21 protein-coding genes and 3 tRNA genes are annotated in these 23079 nt (G+C 68.2%); 16 read left to right on the forward strand and 8 right to left on the reverse strand.

Annotated features, from left to right (window positions below; genetic code table 11):
- Nucleotides 1–3: 3 nt before the first annotated feature.
- Both CFN17_RS13525 and CFN17_RS13530 read right to left on the reverse strand, forming a co-directional pair.
- Nucleotides 4–534 carry a hypothetical protein gene (locus CFN17_RS13525; RefSeq protein ID WP_261792465.1) on the reverse strand — a complete coding sequence of 177 codons (531 nt, stop codon included), beginning with the start codon at nucleotides 532–534 and terminating at the stop codon, nucleotides 4–6.
- Between the two features lie 5 nt (nucleotides 535–539).
- On the reverse strand, nucleotides 540–1466 hold the full coding sequence (locus CFN17_RS13530) for an SGNH/GDSL hydrolase family protein (RefSeq protein WP_261792202.1): 927 nt from the start codon (nucleotides 1464–1466) through the stop codon (nucleotides 540–542).
- 94 nt (nucleotides 1467–1560) lie between these two features.
- On the opposite strand from CFN17_RS13530, the gene CFN17_RS13535 reads away from it, so the two are divergent.
- Nucleotides 1561–2217: an alpha/beta hydrolase gene (locus tag CFN17_RS13535; RefSeq protein WP_208748298.1), complete on the forward strand. Its 657-nt coding sequence runs from the start codon at nucleotides 1561–1563 to the stop codon at nucleotides 2215–2217.
- Between the two features lie 15 nt (nucleotides 2218–2232).
- Here CFN17_RS13535 and CFN17_RS13540 read toward each other — a convergent pair whose 3' ends face one another.
- The gene (locus tag CFN17_RS13540) at nucleotides 2233–2469 is read right to left on the reverse strand and encodes an RNA-binding S4 domain-containing protein (protein WP_208748299.1); all 237 of its coding nucleotides are present in this window, start codon (nucleotides 2467–2469) and stop codon (nucleotides 2233–2235) included.
- 37 nt (nucleotides 2470–2506) lie between these two features.
- On the opposite strand from CFN17_RS13540, the gene CFN17_RS13545 reads away from it, so the two are divergent.
- The 3 genes from CFN17_RS13545 (at nucleotide 2507) to CFN17_RS13555 (ending at nucleotide 6006) form a co-directional block, all read left to right on the forward strand.
- Nucleotides 2507–3472 carry a DMT family transporter gene (locus CFN17_RS13545; RefSeq protein ID WP_208748300.1) on the forward strand — a complete coding sequence of 322 codons (966 nt, stop codon included), beginning with the start codon at nucleotides 2507–2509 and terminating at the stop codon, nucleotides 3470–3472.
- Nucleotides 3473–3607: 135 nt separating this feature from the next.
- Nucleotides 3608–4993, forward strand: coding sequence for a glycine--tRNA ligase (locus CFN17_RS13550; protein ID WP_208748301.1), 1386 nt, complete (start codon nucleotides 3608–3610; stop codon nucleotides 4991–4993).
- A 2-nt stretch (nucleotides 4994–4995) separates the two neighbouring features.
- Complete coding sequence (locus CFN17_RS13555; RefSeq protein ID WP_208748302.1) at nucleotides 4996–6006, forward strand: GNAT family N-acetyltransferase; 1011 nt, start codon at nucleotides 4996–4998, stop codon at nucleotides 6004–6006.
- A 57-nt stretch (nucleotides 6007–6063) separates the two neighbouring features.
- Here the strand turns inward: CFN17_RS13555 and CFN17_RS13560 are convergent, their stop codons facing one another.
- Genes CFN17_RS13560 through CFN17_RS13570 form a run of 3 tightly spaced genes read right to left on the reverse strand, consistent with a single transcriptional unit; the run spans nucleotide 6064 to nucleotide 8588 of the window.
- Nucleotides 6064–6981, reverse strand: a complete 918-nt coding sequence (locus CFN17_RS13560) for a 1-acyl-sn-glycerol-3-phosphate acyltransferase (RefSeq protein WP_208748303.1) — start codon at nucleotides 6979–6981, stop codon at nucleotides 6064–6066.
- A 30-nt stretch (nucleotides 6982–7011) separates the two neighbouring features.
- Nucleotides 7012–7824: a DUF1295 domain-containing protein gene (locus CFN17_RS13565; RefSeq protein WP_208748304.1), complete on the reverse strand. Its 813-nt coding sequence runs from the start codon at nucleotides 7822–7824 to the stop codon at nucleotides 7012–7014.
- On the reverse strand, nucleotides 7824–8588 hold the full coding sequence (locus CFN17_RS13570; RefSeq protein ID WP_208751496.1) for an alpha/beta hydrolase: 765 nt from the start codon (nucleotides 8586–8588) through the stop codon (nucleotides 7824–7826). Before CFN17_RS13570 ends, CFN17_RS13565 begins: the two co-directional genes overlap by 1 nt.
- Before the next feature lie 270 nt (nucleotides 8589–8858).
- On the opposite strand from CFN17_RS13570, the gene CFN17_RS13575 reads away from it, so the two are divergent.
- From CFN17_RS13575 to CFN17_RS13605, 7 genes are all read left to right on the forward strand, one after another.
- The gene (locus tag CFN17_RS13575) at nucleotides 8859–10232 is read left to right on the forward strand and encodes an FAD-binding oxidoreductase (protein WP_208748305.1); all 1374 of its coding nucleotides are present in this window, start codon (nucleotides 8859–8861) and stop codon (nucleotides 10230–10232) included.
- Nucleotides 10233–10318: 86 nt separating this feature from the next.
- Complete coding sequence (locus CFN17_RS13580) at nucleotides 10319–11740, forward strand: YibE/F family protein (RefSeq protein WP_208748306.1); 1422 nt, start codon at nucleotides 10319–10321, stop codon at nucleotides 11738–11740.
- 102 nt (nucleotides 11741–11842) lie between these two features.
- A complete protein-coding gene (gene dusB / locus CFN17_RS13585; RefSeq protein WP_208748307.1) occupies nucleotides 11843–13021 on the forward strand; it encodes a tRNA dihydrouridine synthase DusB in 1179 nt (392 codons plus the stop codon).
- A complete protein-coding gene (locus CFN17_RS13590; protein WP_208748308.1) occupies nucleotides 13014–14303 on the forward strand; it encodes a deoxyguanosinetriphosphate triphosphohydrolase in 1290 nt (429 codons plus the stop codon). The genes dusB and CFN17_RS13590 overlap by 8 nt, the downstream gene beginning before the upstream one ends.
- 52 nt (nucleotides 14304–14355) lie before the next feature.
- The gene (gene dnaG / locus CFN17_RS13595) at nucleotides 14356–16293 is read left to right on the forward strand and encodes a DNA primase (RefSeq protein WP_208748309.1); all 1938 of its coding nucleotides are present in this window, start codon (nucleotides 14356–14358) and stop codon (nucleotides 16291–16293) included.
- A gap of 53 nt (nucleotides 16294–16346) precedes the next feature.
- Nucleotides 16347–16419, forward strand: a tRNA-Asn gene (locus CFN17_RS13600).
- A gap of 137 nt (nucleotides 16420–16556) precedes the next feature.
- A tRNA-Asn gene (locus tag CFN17_RS13605) sits at nucleotides 16557–16629 on the forward strand.
- Between the two features lie 118 nt (nucleotides 16630–16747).
- On the opposite strand, the gene CFN17_RS13610 is transcribed toward CFN17_RS13605, so the two are convergent.
- Nucleotides 16748–17155, reverse strand: a complete 408-nt coding sequence (locus CFN17_RS13610) for a hypothetical protein (RefSeq protein ID WP_208748310.1) — start codon at nucleotides 17153–17155, stop codon at nucleotides 16748–16750.
- A 410-nt stretch (nucleotides 17156–17565) separates the two neighbouring features.
- The gene (locus CFN17_RS13615) at nucleotides 17566–18789 is read right to left on the reverse strand and encodes a multidrug effflux MFS transporter (protein WP_208748311.1); all 1224 of its coding nucleotides are present in this window, start codon (nucleotides 18787–18789) and stop codon (nucleotides 17566–17568) included.
- A 184-nt stretch (nucleotides 18790–18973) separates the two neighbouring features.
- On the opposite strand from CFN17_RS13615, the gene CFN17_RS13620 reads away from it, so the two are divergent.
- The 5 genes from CFN17_RS13620 (at nucleotide 18974) to CFN17_RS13640 (ending at nucleotide 22921) form a co-directional block, all read left to right on the forward strand.
- Nucleotides 18974–19855 (forward strand): phage holin family protein, encoded by an 882-nt coding sequence (locus CFN17_RS13620; protein WP_208748312.1) that lies wholly within the window; start codon nucleotides 18974–18976, stop codon nucleotides 19853–19855.
- Between the two features lie 55 nt (nucleotides 19856–19910).
- A complete protein-coding gene (locus CFN17_RS13625; protein ID WP_208748313.1) occupies nucleotides 19911–20534 on the forward strand; it encodes a CDP-alcohol phosphatidyltransferase family protein in 624 nt (207 codons plus the stop codon).
- A complete protein-coding gene (locus CFN17_RS13630) occupies nucleotides 20534–21436 on the forward strand; it encodes a DMT family transporter (RefSeq protein ID WP_208748314.1) in 903 nt (300 codons plus the stop codon). Before CFN17_RS13625 ends, CFN17_RS13630 begins: the two co-directional genes overlap by 1 nt.
- Nucleotides 21437–21546: 110 nt before the next feature.
- Nucleotides 21547–22737, forward strand: coding sequence for a glycosyltransferase (locus tag CFN17_RS13635; RefSeq protein WP_208751497.1), 1191 nt, complete (start codon nucleotides 21547–21549; stop codon nucleotides 22735–22737).
- 110 nt (nucleotides 22738–22847) lie between these two features.
- Nucleotides 22848–22921 (forward strand) — tRNA-Ile (locus tag CFN17_RS13640).
- The last annotated feature ends 158 nt before the right edge of the window (nucleotides 22922–23079 follow it).

Genomic DNA, 23079 nt, shown 5'->3' on the forward strand with positions numbered 1-23079 from the left:
TGCCTAGCCCTTCATGATTTCAGCGCGCTGGGCCATGTAGTCCTCCATGGACAGCTTGCCGTCGCTGTACTGCTGGTCGAGTTCGGCGAGCTTGCGGGCCCGGTAGCCCTGCGGGGCCGACGGCGGCTCGGGCGCCTGGGGTGCCTGCAGCGCTCCGGTGCTCTGCGCCGGTTCCTGCTGGGGTGCCTGCGGCGGGTTGTTCAGGTACTCGGGGCTGTCCTCGTAGGGCACGGGGGACTGGTAGCCCGCCGGACCCGGATACTGTTGGCCGGGATACGGTTCGCTCGGGAACGGCCGGTCGGGAAACCGGGGGCCGGACTGCCGCGGGGCGCCCAGCTGGCCGAAACCGCCAAAGTAGTCCTGCTGCGTATACCCGTCCCGCGGCTGGTTGCTCTGGTTGTTCCGGGGGTCAGGGGCGCCGGGGAACCGGCCGAACTGGCCCGGCATGCCCTGGTTCCGGCCGCGGACGGACCTCCGGTAAAGGCGCACCGCTGCCGGGACCACGAACGACAACACGATGATCCAGAAAAACATGCTGCTCACAGTACGGGGCCTTTCAGCTGCCGGGCCCCTGCGTGGCCCGGCTCATTGACGGTTTCAATAACAGGTTCAGTGCCGGGTTCATTGCCGCGGGGGCCTTCGCCGGAACCCAGCGGGACGCCGGGGCCGAACACCGGGCCGGCGAGGGGCCGCTTGGCCGTCACACCGTCGCCGGAGGAGCGGTGCCGCAGCCGCCGGATCACCCAGGGGACAAAGTACTCCCTGGCCCACACCAGGTCCCCGCTGCGGGCCTCCCGCCAGCTTCGCGGCGGCAGCGGCTTGGGGGAGAGCGGCTCGAGCGTGTGGGCGACGTTCAGCGAGTCGAGCACCATCGCCGCGATCGTGTGATGGCCCAGGGGGGAGAAGTGCAGCCGGTCCGCGTCCCACATCTGCGGGTCATTGAGCTGCCGCAGGGACCACATGTCCGCGATCACGGCGTCGTGGCGGGCGGCGATGGTGCGCAGGTTCTCGTTGTAGATGGCCACCTTGCTGCGGATCCGACCCAGCACCGTGGACCCGGTGTCGGGGCCGTTGAACAGGACCACGGTGGCGCCGCCCAGGCTCAGGATCTGCACCACCGAATCGAGCTTTTCGGCCAGTGCGTCCGGGTCGCCGCCCGGGCGGATGAGGTCGTTGCCGCCAGCCGAAAGCGTGACGAGGTCCGGCTTGAGGGACAGGCAGTGGGCCATCTGCTGGTCCACGATCTGCTGCAGGAGCCGGCCGCGGACAGCCAGGTTGGCGTACGCGAAATCGTTGTGTCCGCGGCTGAGTTCCTCGGCGACCCTGTCGGCCCAGCCGCGGTGGCCGCCCGGGCTCGCCGGTTCCGGATCGCCGATGCCCTCGGTGAAGGAGTCGCCCATGGCCACATAGCGGGTCCACGGATGCGTTACGACGGCGTCCGCGGACGTGTCCGATGAATTTTCCATGGCTTCGGTTTCCCTCACTCTCTTATCCTGCACTGTTCCGGTTTAGCTACGCCACCGTAGGTTGTTACCTTCCGGTAACTGTAAGAATGGTTCCATGACTCACGCTGATGCCTTCCCTGCCCCTGTCGTCCTGTGGTCCAAGCCGGAGCAGGAGCGCGCGGGCAAGCCGCTCCTTGTCCTGCTGCACGGCTACGGCGCCAACGAACAGGATCTGCTCAGCCTGGCGGACATGCTCCCGCAGGACTTTGCGGTGGCTTCCCTGCGTGCCCCCATCGCCATGGGGCCGGGGTTCAGCTGGTTCCCGCTGACCGCCTCCATCGACTATTCGCTCGACGCCGTCAAGGAGGCCGCCGCCTACGTCCTGGACTGGCTCGACGGCGTCAAAGCCAACCACCCGTCCGTCACGCTGCTGGGGTTCTCGATGGGCATGGCCATGGCCACCACGCTGCTGCGGCAGCGGCCGGCGGACTTCGCCGCCGTCGTCGGACTCTCAGGGTTCGTAGTCGACGCCGCCGGCGATCCTGCCTTCCGTGACGCCGAACTCGACGGTACCGTGCCGCTGTTCTGGGGCCGTGACCAGCAGGACCCCGTGATCACACCCGACAAGATCGACTTCACCGTCGGTTGGGTGCGCCGGCACGTCAAGCTCACCAAGGTCCTCTACACGGGCATGTGGCACGGCATCAACCAGCAGGAAATCGGGCACGTCGCCGAGTTCCTCACCCACGAGGTCCTCGACTCCGGAAAGTAGCGGCGCCGCAAGCGGCTACACGCCCGAAGGCGCGCTGATCCGGACGGTCTGGCCGTTCACGGTGACGGTGTCGCCATCGTGAAGCTGGCGGCCGCGGCGTTCGTCGATTTCGCCGTTCACCTTGACCAGCCCGTTCTTGATCAGGTCGGCCGCTTCCACCCCGTCCTCCACGAGGTTGGCGAGCTTCAGCAGCTGGCCCAGCCGGATCATGGTGTCGCGGATGGGGATGTCTTCAATTTCCGGATTGCTCATATACGCAATGATGCCTGACCGACCGAAGGTGGCACGAATGACCCACACACCCCGGCTGCCCCTCGCCGCGGGGCTTCCCCTGGCCGTCGCGGCCGGCCTGTTCATACCGCTGCAAGGGCGGATCAACGGTGCCCTCGGGGTGGCCTTGGGCGACGGCATCGGCGCCGCCGTCGTCAGCTTCAGCACCGGGCTCGCCGTCATGACGGTCATTTCCCTGGCGCTGCCGAAGGGACGGGCCGGGCTGGCGCGGATCCTGCCGGCCGTCCGGGAGCGCCGGTTTCCGCCGTACTACGTCCTGGCCGGTTGTATCGGCGCCCTGTTCGTGTTTGCCCAGTCCTTCACTGTGGGGCTTCTCGGCGTCGCCCTGTTCACCGTCGCCACCGTGACGGGGCAGACCCTCAGCGGGCTTTTGGTGGACCGGATGGGGATCGGGCCGGCGGGGAAGCGGCCCATCACCGGCATCCGGGTGCTCGGCAGTGCGCTGACCGTCGCCGCCGTCGCGTGGGCGGTGTCACCGAGGTTCAGCACCGGGGACGCCGGACTGCAACTGCTCCTTCCCGTCATGCTGCCGGTCCTGGCCGGGTTCCTGATGAGTTTCCAGCAGGCCATGAACGGGACCGCCACCGTGCATTACGGCACCCCGATCGCGGCGACGCTCGTGAACTTCATCGCCGGCGCCGTCCTGCTGTGGGCGGCGTGGCTCGTCAAACTCGCTGTCGCCGGTGCCGCCAACCCCCTGCCGGGGCAATGGTGGTACTACCTCGGCGGTCCGCTCGGCTGTGTCTTCATCGGCATCGGCGCCCTCCTGGTCCGCAGCCTGGGGGTCCTGGTCACCGGACTCGGGATGATCGCCGGGCAGCTGCTGGGGTCCCTCGGACTGGACCTGATCCTGCCGGTGCCCGGAACCGCCGTCGCCCTTCCCACGGTCCTCGGCACCTTCCTGACGCTCGGCGCCATCATCCTGGCCACCCTGCCCTGGCCCCGGGGGGCGCTGAAGCGGTAGCGGGCCGGTAGGCTTGGAGTTTGCACCGGACAGTGCCTACCGCACTGTCCGCAACACCCCGTCCGGCAACCAGCCGGGGACCCGGGGCTGACACCGCGGACCGCACCCAGCGGCCCTGTAGACATTGGAGTTCCCATGGCAGCAAAATCCGTCCTCGATCAGATCATTTCCCTCGCCAAGCGCCGGGGATTCGTTTTCCAGGCCGGTGAAATCTATGGTGGCTCGCGTTCTGCCTGGGACTACGGGCCGCTTGGCGCCGAGCTCAAGGAAAACATCAAGCGCCAGTGGTGGCAGTCCGTGGTCCGCGGCCGCGAGGACGTCGTCGGCCTTGATTCCTCCGTCATCCTGCCCCGCCAGGTCTGGGAGGCCTCCGGCCACGTCGAGGTCTTCTCCGACCCGCTGGTGGAGTGCCTGTCCTGCCACAAGCGCTACCGTGCCGACCACCTCGAGGAAGAATACGAGGAAAAGAAGGGCCGTCCCGCCGAGAACGGCCTCAAGGACATCGCCTGCGCCAACTGTGGCACCCGCGGCCAGTGGACCGAACCGCAGGAATTCTCGGGCCTGCTCAAGACTTACCTTGGCCCCGTCGCCAGCGAGGAAGGCCTGCACTATCTGCGTCCGGAAACGGCCCAGGGCATCTTCGTGAACTTCAGCAACGTCCTGACCACCTCCCGGAAGAAGCCTCCGTTCGGCATCGGCCAGATCGGCAAGTCGTTCCGCAACGAGATCACGCCGGGCAACTTCATCTTCCGCACCCGCGAGTTCGAGCAGATGGAAATGGAATTCTTCGTCGAGCCCGGCACCGACGAGCAGTGGCACCAGTACTGGATGAAAGAGCGCATGGCCTGGTACACGGGCCTCGGCATCCGGGAAGAGAACCTGCGCTTCTTCGAGCACCCGCTGGAGAAGCTCAGCCACTACTCCAAGGGCACCACGGACATCGAGTACCGTTTCGGCTTCCAGGGCTCGGAGTGGGGCGAGCTCGAAGGCATCGCCAACCGCACCGACTTTGACCTCTCCACCCACGCCAAGGCCTCCGGCGCGGACCTGAGCTACTTCAACCAGGCCACCAACGAGCGCTACACCCCCTACGTGATCGAGCCCGCCGCCGGCCTGACCCGGTCGTTCATGGCCTTCATGATCGATGCCTACACCGAGGACGAGGCCCCCAACGCCAAGGGCGGTGTCGACATCCGCACCGTGCTCAAGCTTGATCCCCGCCTGGCCCCGGTGAAGGCAGCCGTGCTGCCGCTGAGCCGCAACGAGGACCTCTCGCCGAAGGCCAAGGACCTTGCCGCCCAGCTGCGCAAGAGCTGGAACATCGAGTTCGACGACGCCGGCGCCATCGGCCGCCGCTACCGCCGCCAGGACGAGATCGGCACGCCGTTCTGCATCACCGTGGACTTCGACACCCTCGAGGACCAGGCTGTCACCATCCGTGAACGCGACACCATGAGCCAGGAACGCGTCTCCCTGGACAAGGTGGAGGGCTACCTGGCCGCGCGGCTGATCGGCGCCTGATCATGGCGATCGAATACCGGGAATGGCGGGAGGGCGACGACCTCGCGCTCCTGGAGATCTGGGGCGGGCCGGAGACAGTCCAGGCCGGGCAGTTCCGCGGCACCCTGGCACCGTCCGGCAACACCCCGTGGCGCCGCTGCATCGTGGCCGAGGATGTCGTGGACGGCGTCGCCATTCCCGTGGCGGCCGCCGTGGTCCATGAGGCCTCGCTGCACCCGGAACGGCTGTGGGCCTATGTGGAGGTGGCCAAGGACCACCGCCGCGCAGGCTTGGGCTCCACCCTGCTGAGCATGCTGCGGCATGAGGCGGCCAAGTCGCCGTCGGGCGTCACCCGGCTGCGCTGCAAGGTGGAGCCGGGCACGGCCGGCGCGGCGTTTGCCGAGGCCGCCGGCATGGCCCCGATCCAGCGGTCCCGCCTCGTCGTCGTGGATCCGGCGCCGCTGAAACTGCCGGTGTTCGGCGACGGCTCCGAATCTGCGGCCACCGACCAGGTCGAGGACCTCGCCACGGGCTCGGTGGAGCTCAGCGACGTCGTTGGCCGGTACTACACCGCCGTCCACGGCTGGGACAGCCCGGGGGAGCTGAGCGTTGCCACGGTGCAGCGCTTGTTCCTGGATGACCTCAGCGGCGCCCACGGCGCGATCGTGCTGCGGGCGCCCAAGGCCAGCGCCTTCGGGCACGGCATCGCGGCGAGCCGGAAGGGCCGGCTGGAGGGGTTCGCGATCAGTTACGCCCAGGGAACCCCGGAGGCCGACGCCGACGCCTCCGCCCCGGCCGGGCCCACTGCACCCACTGAGGTGTTCCTCGGGCACGAGCCGAAGCTCGGGGAGGACGAAGCCCGGGCCGCGGTGCGTGACCTCCTGGCGCTGATCGCCTACCAGCACCCGGTCATGCTGGAACTGGACGACGCGATGACCGCATTGCGCGCCGTCGTCGAACCGCTGCTTGAGGCCGGCAAGGCGCATGTCCAGGGCTCGGAAACGCTCGTCGTCTCGGACCCCGCCCAGGCCTGACCCGACTGACCCGCAGCTGCGGCCGTTTTCAAGCGTGATAACGGCCACGGCTGCGGGTCAGTTTTGCGTCCGGCGCCCGCCGCCGGCACGCCGCGGACCGTCCGCCGCGTCGAGGCGCCGCCGTTCCTCTTCCGTCGGCGCGCCCCCGCCGAGCCCGGCCGGCATCCACCAGGCCCCGGGCCCGGGCTGCAGGGGAAAGTCGGCCATGCCGACGTCGATCCCGTGTTGCAGGGCCGCGGCGAGCCGGGCGGTGGCTGGCCGGGCGTCATGCTCCGGATCGGGCAGGGACTCCGGCAGGATCGGCTCGCCGACGTGGATGCGGACGGGAGCCCGCCACGCGCGCCGGGGCGAGAAAGCGTGGTGGCGCGTCATCAGCCGGTGGGCGCCCCACACGGAGACGGGGATGATCGGCACGCCGGCCTCCGATGCCATCCGCACAGCGCCGGTCTTGCAGTCGCGGACGGTGAAGCTGCGGCTCACGCCGGCCTCGGGAAGGATGGCGATGTACTCGCCGGCCCTGAGTCGTGCGACGGCGGCATCGTAGGCGTGGGCGCCGGATTCGTAGCCGACCACCACATGCCCGGCCGCGCTGACGGCGGGCCCGGCAAGCCAGTGGTCGGCTGCCCCCTGGGTGATGAGGAACCGCATCTGGGCACGGTTGTGCCACCACAGCAGCATCTCGGCGAAGGCAAAGTCGAGGTAACCGAAGTGCGTGATCGCGACCACCGCCCCGTGGCCCGGCAGCACCGGGCGGGACGGGCGGCGGGATCCGGTACTCGGCCGGGAAAAGGTGCCCGGCCTGGCCGCGGTGTCCGGTCCCGGTATGGTGTCCGGCCCCGGCGGCGGCAGGTTCTCCCTGCCGGTGACGAGGACACGGACCCGGAAGAGCCAGCGCAGTGCCAGTCCGGTGCGGACGATGCCGCGGTAGAAGCGGTCGCTGGGCTCCGGCCTCCACTTCGGGAGCCGCCGGTTCATTCCGGATCCGCCATCCCGGTGCCCGCCTCCTCAGTGCCCGCCTGCGCGCCGCCGGGGCGGCAGCGGCAGGAAGCCGGAGGTGGACTCGATGTACTCCTTATAACCGGGCCGCGCGGACATCGCCTTTTCAGTCAGGGGTTTCCCGGTCCGGCCCGCCAGGGCCCAGATCATCAGGGCGGGGGACAGGATGGTCAGGACACCGGGCCACGAGTCGGCGGCCACCAGGAAGAGCCCCGCCCAGACGGCGGCGTCGCCGAAGTAGTTCGGGTGGCGGGTGTAGCGCCACAGCCCGGTGTTAAGCACCGTCCCGCGCCTGGCCGGGTCGGCCTTGAACTGCGCCAACTGCCAGTCCCCGACCGTCTCGAACACGAAGCCCACAATCCAGAGCAGGACCCCAATGAATGCCAGCCAGCCCAGCGCTCCGGTCGCGAACATGCCCACCTGGATGGTGAGCGAAACGAAGAACATCACCAGGCCCTGAGGCAGGTACACCCGGCGCAGGGCGTAGATGTTCCGCGACCCGGGTGCCGCGGCGAGCATGTCCACGTAGCGCGGGTCCTCATGGCCGCCGCGGGCCCGCGCCCCGATATGGACCGCGAGGCGGATGCCCCACACGGCCACGAGGGCCAGGAGCAGCAGCCTGCGGCCGGCGTCGCCATGACCGGCGGAAAGCAGCCACGAGATTGCGGCCACCACCACGAAGCCAAGGCCCCAGACAGTGTCAATGACCGAGTGGCGGTTCTGCCGGACCGCGACGGCAAACGTCAGGGCCAGCAGGACCACGAGCCCGGCGATCACCCACGGCAGGCTGGCGAGGAAGGCCGCCAGCGGGAACGGCGCCATCACAGCACCACCGGCAGGCGCGAGCCGGCCGTGGGTGAGGAGCCGCGCAATGCGCTGCGTATCGAGTCCGTGGCGCCGGCGACGTCGGCTCCCGTGTCCGCGCCGAAGGCATCCAGGATGAAGTCGCGCGCCAGAGCGTTCCACAGGGCCACCCGGCGGAACATGAAGTGCCCGGCGCCGGTGAGGGCGACATAGTCAACGGAGGCCGCGACGCCGTCGGCGCGCCGGGCAAAATCCAAGGACCTGGCCGGGCTGGTCCAGCGGTCGGCAGTGCCGTGGACGATCAGGATCCGGCGGCCCGCGACGGGCGCGACCGGGGTGGTGCGGTCCAGCCAGGGCGCGAGCGCCACCACCGCTTGCACCTGCGGATCGTCGGCCACGCACAAGGCCGTAAGGCCGCCCATGGAATGGCCCAGCAGGTACACCGGCGCCCCTGGATGCTCACGGCTGATTCGGGAAAGCGCCCAGCGGGCGTCCTGAACGGGGGACATGTCCTCCCCGTTCCAGCCGCGGTACCGGTTGCGCAGGGTCCACACCGCCAATCCATGCGGGCCGCCCTGCCGGTTCAGATCCCGGGCAAAGGGCAGCATCCGGGCCGGGCTCAAGTGCCGGCCCCGGACCGGCTCATAGCTGTCCGCGCGTCCGCCGTGCAGGACCAGGGCGACGCCGCGGGTCTGCCCGGCGGCTTCGGCGACGGTCAGCACGGCCTTGGCGGCGGGCCCGGAGCGGCGTGCCTCCGGTTCGCGGTCGTCTGGGGTGCGGATGCCCACGCGTGTGTCCTTCCCGTCCTTATGTCCGTCAATACTCAACCCTAGGTTGCGGCCCCCGCCCGTCAAGGCCGGTGCCGCCTATTGTGGATTCGGAGCCGAGACACCAGGAGATGGGTGCGGCCGCCTGAAGCGTCCTGCATGTGCCCTTGACGGCCGAATGCGGGAGGAGTAGGCCTGTGGAGGTAAACCTCCGGGCGTTACGCCGGCTGGGAGCGCTCAGAACCGTCCGGGTCGGATCTCACGACGAAATCGACGGTATAGAAAATGAATGGAACATCTTTGGACAGCCTGCGCGAGCAAGTCCGCGGGCAGGTCGTCGCGCCCGGCGACAGCGAATACGATGCCGCTCGCGCGGTGTTCAATGGAATGATCGATAAGCGGCCGGCAGCGGTGGTGCGGGTATCCCAGGTGGCCGATGTCATCTCCTGCGTCAACTTCGCCCGCGACAACGCCTTGGACCTGGCGGTCCGTGGGGGAGGGCACAGCGCCCCGGGTTTCGGCACGTGGGATGACGCCCTGGTGATCGACTTCTCAAACACGACCGGCGTCCGGGTCGATCCCGCAGCAGCCACGGCGCGCGCGGAGTCAGGTGCCACGTGGGCCGACTTCAACCACGCGACCCACGCTTTCGGGCTGGCAACTCCTGGCGGCATCGTTGGCTCGACCGGCATTGCCGGGCTGACCCTCGGCGGCGGGATGGGCTACCTGAGCCGCAAGTACGGGCTCAGCTGCGACAACCTCCTATCGGCCGACGTCGTCACCGCCGACGGGAAGTTCCTCACCGCCAGCGAACGCGAGAACGACGATCTCTTCTGGGCGCTACGCGGCGGCGGCGGGAACTTCGGCGTCGTGACGTCCTTTGAGTACAAGCTGCATCCCGTGGACATGGTCCACGCCGGCATCATCATCTATCCCGTCGAGCACGCGGAGACGGTCGCGAAGTTCTACCGGGATCACATGGCTTCCGCCCCTGAGGAGTTTGGCGCGTTCCTGGGCTTCCATCAGGGCCCGCCGGTGCCGTTCCTGCCGGAGGAATGGCATGGCAAACCGGTGTGCGTCATCGTCGGCATGTGGACCGGCGACCCGGCGGAAGGTCCGGCACGCTGGCAGCCGTTCCTGGACGTCGCCCCCGCGGCGGGATCCATGGTGGGGCCAATGCCCTACACCGCCCTGAACACGGCTTTTGACCCGCTGCAGCCCCCGGGTATGCAGGCTTACTGGAAAGCTGACTTTCTGGCGGAGCTCAACGACGGCGCCATCGCCGCGCACATCGAACACGGCAGCAGGGTTCCGAGCGTGCAAACCGCCGTGCACATCTACCCCATTGATGGTGCCGTCCAGCGGGTGGGCGCCACGGAGACGGCGTTCGCGAACCGGAACGTGAAATTCTCGCCCGTGATCGCCGGGCAGTGGACGGACCCCGCAGAAAACGAGGCCAATATCGCCTGGGTGCGGGACTACGCTGCCGCGCTGCGGCCCTATTCGGCACCCGGCGGCTACATCAACTTCATGGACGGGGATGACGCCCCCAGGATCGCGGAGAACTACGGCCCGAACTACGCCCGCCTGCGCGAGATCAAAGCCAAGTACGATCCGCAGAACCTCTTCCACATCAACCAGAACATCGCACCCGCCTGAGCCCGGAGGCGCGACGAGCACGGCTGGATCTGCGCGGCGGGGACGACCCCGCCCCGTAGAATTTTCGCCATGAGGTTGAACTGCTGATGGGCGCCGGACACTCGCACTCCCACACCGAGCCTGCGGAACCGACACCCCGGATGCTGGCCGCCCGGAGAAAGGCCAACTGGATCCTCGCCGCCATCCTCATCCCGCTGACCCTGCTGACCCTGGCGGCCATGGCCGTCCTGTGGCCCTCGGGCAGCAAAGAGGGCATCACACTGGCCAGCCCCTACGCGGCCGCGCCCGGTGTGTCATTCGACACCGGCAAAATCCAGCGGGTCGTCGTCGGCAACTGCTCGGAACCCCAGGCCGGCGCCGCCGTGCAGCCCCCGCAGCAGGGCTCACAGTGCACTTTCGCCTACACAGAGCCGGACAAGGGCGGCAACCCGGTGAAAGTGGTGATCAACCCCGACATTGCGAAGTCCCACGGCGTGAAACCCGGCGACAGCATCCGCTACCTGAACCTCTCCCAGGCCCAGGGCGCGTCCCCGGACCAGGGCGCCCCGGCCTACGTCTTCGTCGATTTCGTCCGGACGCTGCCCATCATCTTGCTCGCGGTCCTGTACGCCGTCGTGGTCATCGCGGTGGCGCGCTGGCGCGGCCTGCGGGCACTGATCGGGCTCGTCGGCGCCTATGTTGTACTCGTCTCATTCATGCTGCCCGGGCTGGTCGAGGGGAAACCGCCGCTGCTCCTGGCGCTCGTCGGCTCCACGGTCATCATGATCGGGGTGCTGTACTTCGCCCACGGCTTCTCGGCCCGGACGTCGACGGCGCTGCTGGGCACCATGTTCGGCCTCGCCATCACGGCGCTGCTGGCGGCCTGGGCCACCGACGCCGCAAATCTGGCCGGCGTGGGCAGCCACGACGCCGCCACGCTGACCAACATCTCGGACCACATCTCGATCTCCGGCATCATCCTCTGCGGGCTCATCATTTCCGGGCTTGGCGTGCTGAACGACGTCACCATCACCCAGTCGTCCGCGGTCTGGGAACTGTGGGAGCTCGCCCCCGACACCAGTGCCCGGCAACTCTTCGCCTCCGGGATGCGGATCGGCCGTGACCACATCGCGTCCACGGTGTACACCATTGCGTTCGCCTACGCCGGGGCGGCCTTGCCCGTCCTGATCCTGGTCATGCTCTATGAACGGCCGCTCGGGGACGCCCTGACCAGCGCCGAACTCTCTGAGGAAGTCATTCGCACCCTCGTCGGCTCGGTGGGCCTTGTCCTCGCTGTGCCGGTCACCACGCTGATCGCCGTGCTGGTGGTCAAGGCCACCGGGACCAGGAACGGTGCCGCGTTGCCCGCGGCAGCGCCCGCCGCCGCAGTTCCGGGCGGGCGGCCCGTAGAGCGGCCCGCCGAACTGGTCGGGGCCGGACAGGCCGGCGGCTTTGGAGGGGCCGGGACGGACGACGCCGGTGCGGGGCCCGCCACGCGCCGCGGGCGGCGGGCCGCCCTGCGGGACTGAACCCGGCTCCGGGAGCGTCCGGTCGGGGGCCGCCCGGGCCGGGTTTTCCACATAGCCGGGGCCGGATCTGACCGATTTGCCCGGCTTTGAGACAATGGTCGGGTGACTGTCGTAGCAACCCCTCCCGCCCCCAAGCTGGAACTCCCGGCCCTGCAGCTGGGCCCGATCACCGTGGACACGCCGGTGATCCTGGCCCCCATGGCCGGCATCACCAACTCCGCCTTCCGCAGGCTGTGCCGTGAATACGGCGGCGGCCTGTATGTGGCGGAGATGGTCACCTCGCGTGCCCTGGTGGAGCGCACCCCGGAATCGCTGCGCATTATTTCCCACGACGACGACGAGAAAGTCCGGTCCGTCCAGCTCTACGGCGTGGATCCCGTGACCGTCGGCCAGGCCGTCCGGATGCTGGTCGAAGAAGACCGGGCAGACCACATCGACCTCAACTTCGGCTGCCCCGTCCCCAAAGTCACGCGGCGCGGCGGTGGCTCGGCCCTGCCCTGGAAGATCGACCTCTTCACCTCGATCGTCCAGACGGCCGTCAAGGAAGCCTCCAAGGGCAACATCCCGCTGACCATCAAAATGCGCAAGGGCATCGACGATGACCACCTGACGTACCTCGACGCCGGCCGGATCGCCCGCGATTCCGGGGTCGCCGCCGTCGCCCTCCACGGCCGCACGGCCGCCCAGTTCTACTCCGGCCAGGCCGACTGGTCCGCCATCGCCCGTCTCCGCGAGGCGCTGCCGGACATTCCTGTCCTCGGCAACGGGGACATCTGGTCCGCCGAGGACGCGGTCCGGATGGTGCGCGAAACGGGGGTGGACGGCGTCGTCGTCGGGCGCGGCTGCCAGGGCCGGCCGTGGCTGTTCGGCGACCTCATGGCCGCGTTCGAGGGCAGCGACCAGCGGTACCGGCCCGACCTCGGCCAGGTGGCTGAGAGCGTGTACCGGCACGCCGAGCTCATGGTCGAGACCTTCGGGGACGAAGGTAAGGCCCTGCGCGAGATCCGCAAGCACATCGCCTGGTATTTCAAGGGGTACGTGGTCGGCGGCGAACTGCGGACCAAGCTGGCCCTCGTCACCAGCCTTGAAGTGCTGCGCGCCACCTTGGACCAGTTGGACCTCGGCTCCCCATACCCCGGGGCCGACGCCGAGGGCCCGCGCGGCCGCGCCGGCTCGCCCAAGAAACCCGCCCTGCCCAAGGACTGGCTGCTGAACCGGACACTGGATGACGAACAGACCCGCGACATCTCCTTCGCCGAACTGGACGTCTCCGGTGGCTGAGGCCCGGACCGCCGCCCCCGTCCTGGCCGGCTACACCTCCCGCGACGCGGAGCGGTGGGTCGAGGAGCCGCCCAAGAGCACCTACCGGTCGGACTTCGAGCGCGACCGGGCGAGGGTCCTGCACTCCTCGGCGCTGCGCCGGCTCGGGGCGAAGACCCAGGTCGTCGCCCCGGACACCGACGACTTCGTCCGGACCCGGCTCACCCACAGCCTTGAGGTGGCCCAGGTGGGCCGCGAACTCGGCCGGGCGCTCGGCTGCGACCCCGATGTCGTGGACACGGCGTGCCTCAGCCATGACCTCGGCCACCCGCCGTTCGGGCACAACGGCGAAGCGGCCCTCAACGAGGTCGCGCACGCGATCGGCGGCTTCGAAGGAAACGCCCAGACGCTGCGGCTGCTGACCCGGCTGGAACCGAAGGTCCTGGCCGCCGACGGCCGGCCCGCCGGCCTGAACCTGACCCGGGCGAGCCTCGATGCCGCCGCCAAATACCCGTGGTCGGCCGTGAACGCGCCCGTGATCCACGGGGAACGGACCAGCAAGTTCGGCGCCTACGAGGACGACCTCCCGATCTTCGAATGGATCCGTGACGGCGCCCCGGAACGCCGGTCCTGCCTCGAAGCGCAGGTCATGGATCTCGCGGACGACATCTCCTACTCGGTGCACGACGTCGAGGACGCGATCGTCGCAGGCCATTTCCAGCTGCGCTGGATGGATAACCCGGACCACCGCGCCCGCGTCGTCGGTTACGCCAAGCAGTGGTACCTGCCGCACAACGACCCCGCCGCGATCGACGCCGCGCTGGCCCGGCTGGAGGCAACGAACGTCTGGGTCCGGGAGGCCGACGGCAGCCGCAAGGCCATGGCCGCGCTCAAGGACATGACCAGCCAGCTCATCGGCCGGTTCTGCCAGAGCGCGCTGGAGGCCACCCGCGCCCTGTATGGACCCGCCCACCTCACCCGCTACAACGCGGAGCTGATCGTCCCGGACGAGACCGTCATGGAAATCGCGGTGATGAAAGGCCTGGCCACCACTTTCGTGATGACCACCGAGCACCGGCAGCCCATCTACGAGCGCCAGCGGGAAGTCCTGCACGCCCTCGTCACCGCGCTCAGCGCCACCGAGGACCGCCACCTGGAGCCGATGTTCGCCGCCGACTGGCTTGACGCGGCGGACGACGCCGCACGGCTGCGCGTCGTGATCGACCAGGTCGCGTCGCTGACGGACGGCTCGGCGCTGGCCATGTACGAACGCCTCGTGGGCAGCCTGCCGCCGCTGTGGTGACGGGCACCGTAAGCCGCCGGTCGGCGTCGTACCCGGGGACTAGGATGGCACTGTGGCCGGCCTGATCAAACGTGAAGACATCGACGAAGTGCGCCAGCGCACCGACATCAAGGAAGTCGTCGACAGCTACGTGACGCTCAAGGGGGCCGGGCTGGGGTCCTACAAGGGCCTGTGCCCCTTCCACGACGAACGCTCACCATCCTTCACCGTCCGCCCCCAGGTCGGGCGGTACCACTGCTTCGGCTGCGGCGAGGACGGGGACGTCATTTCCTTCGTCCAGAAGCTGGACCACATCTCCTTCCACGAGGCCGTGGAAAAGCTGGCCCACCGGATCGGCTTTGAACTGCACTACGAGGACGGCGGCTCCGGGCCGAATCGGGAGGACATCGGCCGGCGCCAGCGGCTGCTGGACGCGCACAAGGTAGCCGACGAATTTTTCCGGGCCCAGCTGCTGACACCGGGTGCCGCCGAGGGCCGGAACTTCCTCTATGGGCGCGGCTTCGACCGTGCGGCGGCGGAGCAGTTCGGCGTGGGCTATGCCCCGCAGGGCTGGGACTCGCTGCTCAAGCACCTCCGCGGCCGCGGCTACACGGACGCCGAACTGAAGCTGACAGGCATGTTTTCCGAAGGTAACCGGGGCATCTACGACCGCTTCCGCGGCCGGCTGATCTGGCCCATCCGGGACATCGCCGGCGACACCATCGGCTTTGGCGCCCGCAAGCTGTACGAGGACGACCAAGGCCCGAAATACCTGAACACCCCCGAGACCGCCCTGTACAAAAAGTCCCAGGTTCTTTACGGCATCGACCTCGCCAAGCGCACCATCGCCAAGGACCGCCAGCTCGTGGTGGTCGAAGGCTACACCGACGTCATGGCCTGCCACCTGGCCGGCATTCCGACGGCCGTCGCCACCTGCGGCACCGCCTTCGGCACCGAGCACATCAAGATCGCCCGGCGGCTGCTCTCCGACGACGGCAGCGGGGGAGAAGTCATCTTCACGTTCGACGGCGACGCCGCCGGCCAGAAAGCGGCATTGCGTGCCTTCGAGGAGGACCAGCGCTTCGTCGCGCAAACCTTCGTGGCCGTCGAACCCAGCGGCGCCGACCCCTGCGACCTCCGCCAGTCCAAAGGTGACTCCGCGGTCCGGGACCTGATCGGGAGCCGCCGCCCCCTGTTCGAGTTCGCCATCCGCGCCACGCTCAAACGGCACAACCTGGACACTGTGGAGGGCCGGATCGCCGCCCTGCGTGAATCCGCGCCCGTGGTGGCCCAAATCCGCGACGCCGGCATCCGGCCGGCCTACGCCCGGGAGCTGGCCGGCTGGCTCGGCATGCCGGTCGAGGAAGTCAGCAGGGCGGTCGGCGCCGCCACCAAGCGCGCCGCACAGGCTGGACCGGCTGGACCGGGCGGCAGCCATGGCCAGAGCACCGGCCAGGGTGCCGGGCAGCGCCACAGCCCAAGCAGTGGGCCAGGCGTTGCGCCGTTGCCGCCGTCGGCCGTTCTGCCGTCCTTCAACCGGCCTGATCCCCGGGACCCCGTCGCGGCGATGGAGCGGCAGGCCCTTGAGGTCGCGCTGCAGGAACCGGGCATGCTGGAGGGCGAGACCTGGGAACGGTTCTCCACGGCGCGGTTTTCCACTCCGGCCTACCTCGCCATCCACGAGGCCATCCGGGCCACGGGGATCGGGCTCACCGGCGACCCCGTGCGCTGGGTGGAGCAGCTCCTGCAGGAGGTCCCGGAGCCGCTGCGCCCGCTTGTCTCCGAGCTCGCCGTGGTGCCGCTGCCGGCCAGCACGCCCGAGGCCGTCCAGCGCTACTGCCGGGACATCCTGGCCCGCCTGTTCGAACTCCAGATCACCCGGGTGAAGGCCGAAAAGATGGGGCAGCTGCAGCGACTGGACGCCTCGGCCCATCCCGAGGACTTCCAACGGCTGAACCGCGAACTCATGCAGCTGGAGATGCAGCGGCGGGCCCTGCGCTCGGACGCCTGAGCCGCCGATTTCGTTTCCCGGGCCGGTGTTTGCTAGGCTTATACCCGCTTCATTCCTCCTTAGCTCAATTGGCAGAGCATTCGACTGTTAATCGAAGGGTTGCTGGTTCAAGTCCAGCAGGAGGAGCGCACAGTCCCCGTTCCGGGCTTCCGGGACGGGGACATTTTTTATACCCGGAGGGGGTATTCCGGTGCGGTCCCGCACTGGTTCCGCGGCCGATTTCCCTACCGACAAAACCTTTGCTAATGTCATACCTGCTTCATTCCTCCTTAGCTCAATTGGCAGAGCATTCGACTGTTAATCGAAGGGTTGCTGGTTCAAGTCCAGCAGGAGGAGCGGACAGGTCCCGCGGCCGGTGAAAACCGGCCGCGGGACCTTTTTTCTTTCCTGCGTTTATTGCTGTTTCCTGCGTTTTATGCGCCCCGTCGCCCGAGTGGCGCGGTTCGGGTCCGGGTCAGACGAAGTACATCTCCACCTGGAGGAAGCGCTGGGCCTCGAGGACGGCGGCCTCGAAGGCCTCTTGCTCGGTGGGGGACTTGCGTGGCTCGCGCGGATGCCATTCATGCGGCGCTGAGTGCACCTGGGTGAACCCGCCGCCCGGGGGTGCATAGAATATGCCGAACCGCTGCACGGGCCACTCCGGAGAGGTTTCCGGAGCCACGAGTAGGGCGGAGTCGTAGGCCGGGTTGTACCACTGGGCAATCGGGCGGCGCCGGTCCTCGGTGAACAGGCCGGCAGCGTACATGGCAGCGGATTGCGCGCTGGTCTGACTGCACAGGCGTTCCCACCACAGGGGCAGGATCCCGGCATCGCACCGCTGCCACGTGGCCGGAAGTGGCTGAGGTTCCTGCCAATCGGGCACAAAACAACTTTATCGCCCGTCACGTGCGCGGAACAGGGTATCCGCAGGCAGGAGCCCGAACGCCCGATGCCGCGGGCGGAAACCGGGGTGGACATGCTCAGTGGTGGCAGGATCCAGTGTGGGACATGCTCAGCGGTGGTCGCGGCCGAGGGGAGCATGCTCAATGGTGGCAGCATTCATCAGAGGACATGCTCAATGCTGGGCCTGGCCAGCGGACATGACACCCGTATGTCCACTCCTGGGCGCCAAAAATGAGCATGTCCCATGGGGGTGCGGGCGAAGAATGGGCATGTCCCGCGAGCCGGGTCGCGGCGGGCCGGGGTCGGCGCCAAAAAATGGGCATGTCCCGCGGGCCGTCCGCGAAGAATGGGCATGTCCCGTGGGCCCGGTCTCCGAGGGTCGGGGCCGGCCTACTGGATCGGGGGCACGGTGCTGGGGCGCACTATCAGCCACAGGGCTGCCGCCGCCAACAGGATGCAGGCTGCCTGGACCGCGCCCATGGGGGTTGCGGATCCGACGCCGAGCCACCCGACCACGGGGGAGATCAGGCCCGCCATCATGAACGTTGCCGCGCCGAGCAGGGATGCGGCTGTTCCGGCCTGGGCGCCGTGCTTGGCGAGGGCCAGCACCTGCACCGTGGGAAAAGTGAAGCCGGCGCCGAGGATGTAGAACCACAGCGGCACCACGACCCCCCACAGCCCGAAGCCCAGCTGGTCGAAGATGACGATCAGGACGGCCATGAGGAACATCCAGGCCGTGGACCCGGCAAGGATCCACTGCGGCGGGACCCGCTTGATCAGCCGTGCGCTGGTCTGGACACCGGCCACGATGCCGAGGGAATTGATCCCGAAGAGCAGCCCGTACTGCTGGGGCGTGAAGCCGTAGACGTTCTGGAACAGGAACGGCGACGCGGACAGGTACGTGAACAGACCAGCGAAATTCATGCCGCCCACCAGGAGCAGGCCCACGAAGATCCTGTCGGAGAACAGCACCTTGTAGCGCTGGCGGGCGGTCAGCCCGGACTTGCCGCGCAGCTCCGGGGGCAGGGTCTCGCGGATCACGAACACGGCCGCGATGATGACGCAGGTGCCGTAGGCGGCCAGGAACAGGAAGATGCCTGGCCAGGGCATCAGGAGCAGCAGCTGTGAGCCGATCACCGGGGCCAGGATCGGTGCCAGGCCGTTGACCAGGGCCATCCGGGAGAACATCCGCACCATCGCGTAGCCGCTGAACAGGTCGCGCACCATCGCCATGGCCACAACACCGCCCCCGGCGGCCCCGACACCCATAAGGACGCGGAAGAAGCCCAGGGTGGCGATGTCGGTGGATTGGGCGGCGCCCAGGGATGCGGTGATGTGCAGCGCCGTGGCGAGAATCAGGGGCATCCGCCGGCCGAACTTGTCGCTCAGCGGCCCCACCACGAGCTGCCCCAGCGCGAATCCCACGGTGGTCCCGGTTAGTGTCAGCTGCACCGCGGCCGCAGACACCCCGAGGCTCTCTTCCAGCGCCGGGAACGCCGGCAGGTAAAGATCCACCGTGAACGGTCCAAGGGCAGTTAAAGCCCCCAGGGTCAGGATGTAAAGGAATTTACGACGGCGGCTCAGGGAATCACCGGGATTGGGGGGTGTGCTCACAGAGGTCCATCCTAGGGCCCGGCAGGACGGCCGGAGGGCGGCCGGACGGGCGCGCCACACCCTGGCCGAAAAGTCCCTCCAACAGCCGAAATGATAGTTTTGACACCGGGGTCTGTGCGCAGCTGTCCAGACCCGGCAAGCCCGCGGAAGCGGAACGACGGATGGCACCAGTTAGGCGGGACCGATGAGCGGACGTCACAGCGGCGGGACAGGGGGCGGCTTGCGCATTTCGGCGTTGCCACAAACCCTGAAGATGATCTTCAAGCTTGCGCCCCGGCAGCTCAGTGACGAGATTGCGCTGGCCAAGGCCGAACTCAAGCGCAAGGGGACTCAGGTCGGCGTCGCCGGCGCCTTCCTCGCCGTCGCCGTCGTCTTCGTCGCGTTCCTGGCGGTCGGCCTGATCGTCGCCGCAATCATGGGTCTCGCCACGATCATGCCGGCGTGGCTCGCCGCGTTGCTGGTGTGCGCAGTGTTCCTCATCATCGCCGCCATCGGCGCCCTCATCGGGGTCAACAAGTTCAAGGCCGCCCTGCCGCTCGTTCCCGAGGAGACCATCCGCGGCCTCAAGTACGATCTCGGCATCGCGAAGGAAGGCTCCGCGTTCGACGCGGCGATCCTGGACCCGAACTCCGAACAGTACAAGGCCGCGAAGGCCGCCAAGGAGGCCGCAGCCGCCAAGGCGAAGGCGGAGAAGGAAGCCAAGGCTGCCGCCCAACCCGATCTCGGACCCGCCCCCACCGAATCCGAGCTGCTGAACCGGCTGGACCAGCGGCGCACGCACCTGACCGGCGTCAGGGACGAGCTCGGCAGGGAACTTGACATCAAAACCCAGGCCCGTGCCTTGCTGGCTGTCACCCTTGCCCGGCTCCAGGAGGGCAAAGACCAGCTAAACACCAAGATCGCCGGCTTCCGTTCCACCGTCCGGTCTTCGACGGCGTCGGCGGGCTCATCAGCTGACGGGCAGACCCTGGCCGGACAGCTCAAGGACCGTTGGAAGCCGCTCGCGGTGCTGGCCGCCTCGGCAGCCGCGCTCGCGGTCCTGGTGCGCAAACTGATCAAGGGCTAGGCAGACCCCTGAACCCAATCGCCAAACCGTTGCCGTCCACGGAAAGGGGGAATCGATGAAATTCATCGGCGCTGGCGCCCGTCCCGGGCAGCCCCTCGTCCACCGCGACGCCGTCTTCACGGTCCCCAATGTCCTCACCGTGGTCCGCTTCCTGGGCGTCCCGCTGTTTATCTGGCTGGTGCTCTCGGAACACGAATACGGCTACGGCGCCCTCGTGCTCGCCATCATGGCCAGCACCGACTGGGTGGACGGCTACATTGCCCGCCGCTTCAACCAGATGACCAACCTCGGCCGGGTCATGGACCCCATCGCCGACCGGCTTTCCCTCATTGCCGTGGCCGTCACCCTCGTGATCGCCGGCGTCGTCCAGTGGTGGTACCTCGCGGCACTGCTGATCCCGGATGCGGTCCTGCTGGCCCTGTCAGTGTTCTATTTCCACGGCCACCCGGACCTGCCGGTCAGCCGCATCGGGAAAATCCGCACCGGCCTGCTCCTGGTGGGAACACCGCTGCTGGTGCTGTCCAAGCTGCCCGTGCCCGGCGCGGACGCTTACGCTTCCGTCGCGTGGATCTTCCTGGGGCTGGGACTCGTGGGGCACTGGATCGCGGCCTACAACTACGTCTGGGCCATCATCGCCAAGGGCCGCGAGCTCCGGACGCACGACGGCGGCACCCACTGATGGTCTGGCTTGCGGTTTTGCTTGCGGTGGCCGGTGCCTTCTGCCTGGCGTTCGGCGCCCAACGGCAGGGGAGTGCCGTCAAGGCCGATACCGGCGGACTGGCGCTGAGCACCCACGGCCTGCTGCGGCTGGTCCGTAATCCCCGGTGGGTATTCGGGCTCCTGCTGCTCGGCGCCGGGATGGCCATGAACGCTGTCGCCCTCGTGATGGCACCGCTGACCGTGGTGCAGCCGATCGGTGCCATCGCCCTCGTGATCACCACGGTGGTCAACACCAAGGACCAGGGCCTGAGCATGAACCGGGCCACCATTGTGGCCATCACGGCCTGCGTGACAGGATCGGCGCTGTTCGTGGTGCTGGCCGTCAACGTGACCCAGGAAAACCACAACGTGAGCAGCGAGGACGAGCTGACGATCGTCCTGCTCCTGGCCCTGGCGGTGGGGCTTTTCGGCACGCTGGCCCTGCTCTTCAAACACCGCATGAGCGCCTTCGTCTATATCCTGGGCGCCGGCGTCCTGTTCGGCTTCGTGGCCGTCCTGACCCGCATCATCGGCAGGCATCTGCTGGACCCGAACGGACAGTTTTTGCTGAACGTGCCGTGGTACAGCGTGGTGGCAATCGTGGCCGCCGGTGTCCTGGGATCCTGGTTCGTGCAGAACGCCTATTCCAGCGGGCCGCCGGATCTGGTCATTGCCGGATTGACCGTGATCGACCCCATCGTGGGCATCGCGATCGGCATCGTAATTCTGGGAGAACTGCGTCCCGACGTCCAGCCCGTCATGGCAATTGCCATGGGGACAGCCGCATCCCTTGCTATCGTGGGAGTCATAGCCCTCTCCAGGCACCACCCCGAAGTCACCAAGCGCAAGAAAGAAGCGCGGAAGGCCGCGGGCCGGTCCTAGGGGGTCAGTCCAGACTTCGGCTGCGGGCCCGGCGCGCCTGCGCCGACAGCCAGCCGGCCACCATCGACCCAGCTGCCCGACAGTGACCACCAGGAGCTCCTCACGTGACCATGTCCGACCACCAGCCCCCGCTGACCATCCTGATCGCCGCTGACACCTACCCGCCCGACGTCAACGGAGCCGCCCAGTTCGGCTACCGGCTCGCCAAAGGCATGACCGGCCGCGGACACAACGTGCACGTCCTGGCCTGCCGTCCCGGCAAAGGCCCGAGCTTCAGCGAGTTCAGCGACGAGGGCACCATCCACCGCCTGCGCTCCCACTCCGTGCCGACCCACGAGTACTTCCGCATCACCTTCCCCTGGGAAACCAAGAAGGAAATCCGGATGCTGTTCGACCGCATCCAGCCGGACGTCGTGCACATCCAGAGCCACTACATGATCGGCGAACACGTCCTGTACGAGGCGGTGAAGCGCGGCATCCGGGTGGTGGCGACCAACCACTTCATGCCGGAAAACCTGAACCCCTTCCTGCCGTTCCCGCAGTGGTTCAAGAACATCATCGGCCGGATCTCCTGGCGGGACATGGGCAAAGTCATGGGCCAGGCCGACGTCGTAACCACGCCCACGCCGCTGGCCGCCAAAGCCATGCACCAGCACGCCTTCCTCCGCAAGGTCCTGCCGCTCTCCAACGGCATCGACGCCGCCGCCTACGAACTCCATCCTGACGAAAGCCAGGAACGCCGCGACAGCCCTACGGCACTTTTCGTTGGCCGGCTGGCCGAGGAAAAGCACATCGACGTGCTGATTGACGCCGTCGCCAAGACGCCCAAGGAACTGGACATCCACCTGGAAATCGTCGGCGGCGGCGAAGTCCGCCCGGCCCTCGAAGCCCAGGTGGCCCGGCTCGGGCTGACGGACCGGGTCACGTTCCTGGGCCTTGCCAGCGACGAGGACCTACGGAAGGCCTACATTGCAGCCGACGTGTTCTGCATGCCCGGCACGGCCGAGCTGCAGTCCCTCGTGACGCTGGAGGCCATGTCGGCGTCGACGCCGGTGCTGCTGGCCGACGCGATGGCGCTGCCGCACCTCGTGCGCGACGGCGAAAACGGCTACCTCTTCACGCCGAACGACAGCGACGACCTCGCCGCGAAGCTGGCGCTCGTGCTGTCCTTGCCGGCGGACGAGCGTGAGGCCATGGGCAAAACCAGCCGCGAAATGGTGGAAAGCCACGGCATCGCGCGCACGCTGCAGACGTTCGAGGACATCTACAGGGGCGCCAGCTACGACGACCTGGTCGTCTAACCGGGCGGGCGGTGCTGGCCGCCTGCGCGTGTGATGCGTTTACTATTGCTAGAGTGTTTTTGCCCGGATCCGGTCCGGCCCCTGCGGGGCCGGCGTGGTTCCGGGCGCAGGGGGCTATAGCTCAGCTGGTTAGAGCGCGGGACTCATAATCCTAAGGTCCTCGGTTCAAGTCCGAGTAGCCCTACGATGCTGCGGGAGTCCCCGTGCCGGGAGTGCCGCATCCAAGGGAGCCGCGGCCGACGTTCGACGTCGGCCGCGGCTCCCTTTTTCGTGTGCCCCCTCACTTGCAGGCCTCCCCGAAAAGGAGTAAGTTACTGGTCAGTAACATATCGTCGGCGCGAA

It is taken from the genome of Arthrobacter sp. PM3 (genome assembly GCF_003352915.1).
Lineage (GTDB): Bacteria > Actinomycetota > Actinomycetes > Actinomycetales > Micrococcaceae > Arthrobacter.

Excerpts from the sequence above, each read along its gene's own strand:
- CFN17_RS13565 (WP_208748304.1), bottom strand. The coding sequence starts at position 7,824 with ATGGCGCCGTTCCCGCTGGCGGCCTTCCTCGCCAGCCTGCCGTGGGTG.
- CFN17_RS13530 (WP_261792202.1), bottom strand. The coding sequence starts at position 1,466 with ATGGAAAATTCATCGGACACGTCCGCGGACGCCGTCGTAACGCATCCG.
- CFN17_RS13580 (WP_208748306.1), top strand. The coding sequence starts at position 10,319 with ATGGGCGCCGGACACTCGCACTCCCACACCGAGCCTGCGGAACCGACA.
- CFN17_RS13575 (WP_208748305.1), top strand. The coding sequence starts at position 8,859 with ATGAATGGAACATCTTTGGACAGCCTGCGCGAGCAAGTCCGCGGGCAG.
- CFN17_RS13540 (WP_208748299.1), bottom strand. The coding sequence starts at position 2,469 with ATGAGCAATCCGGAAATTGAAGACATCCCCATCCGCGACACCATGATC.
- CFN17_RS13545 (WP_208748300.1), top strand. The coding sequence starts at position 2,507 with ATGACCCACACACCCCGGCTGCCCCTCGCCGCGGGGCTTCCCCTGGCC.
- CFN17_RS13630 (WP_208748314.1), top strand. The coding sequence starts at position 20,534 with ATGGTCTGGCTTGCGGTTTTGCTTGCGGTGGCCGGTGCCTTCTGCCTG.
- CFN17_RS13625 (WP_208748313.1), top strand. The coding sequence starts at position 19,911 with ATGAAATTCATCGGCGCTGGCGCCCGTCCCGGGCAGCCCCTCGTCCAC.
- CFN17_RS13525 (WP_261792465.1), bottom strand. The coding sequence starts at position 534 with ATGTTTTTCTGGATCATCGTGTTGTCGTTCGTGGTCCCGGCAGCGGTG.
- CFN17_RS13555 (WP_208748302.1), top strand. The coding sequence starts at position 4,996 with ATGGCGATCGAATACCGGGAATGGCGGGAGGGCGACGACCTCGCGCTC.
- CFN17_RS13560 (WP_208748303.1), bottom strand. The coding sequence starts at position 6,981 with ATGAACCGGCGGCTCCCGAAGTGGAGGCCGGAGCCCAGCGACCGCTTC.
- CFN17_RS13550 (WP_208748301.1), top strand. The coding sequence starts at position 3,608 with ATGGCAGCAAAATCCGTCCTCGATCAGATCATTTCCCTCGCCAAGCGC.
- CFN17_RS13535 (WP_208748298.1), top strand. The coding sequence starts at position 1,561 with ATGACTCACGCTGATGCCTTCCCTGCCCCTGTCGTCCTGTGGTCCAAG.
- CFN17_RS13620 (WP_208748312.1), top strand. The coding sequence starts at position 18,974 with ATGAGCGGACGTCACAGCGGCGGGACAGGGGGCGGCTTGCGCATTTCG.
- CFN17_RS13635 (WP_208751497.1), top strand. The coding sequence starts at position 21,547 with ATGTCCGACCACCAGCCCCCGCTGACCATCCTGATCGCCGCTGACACC.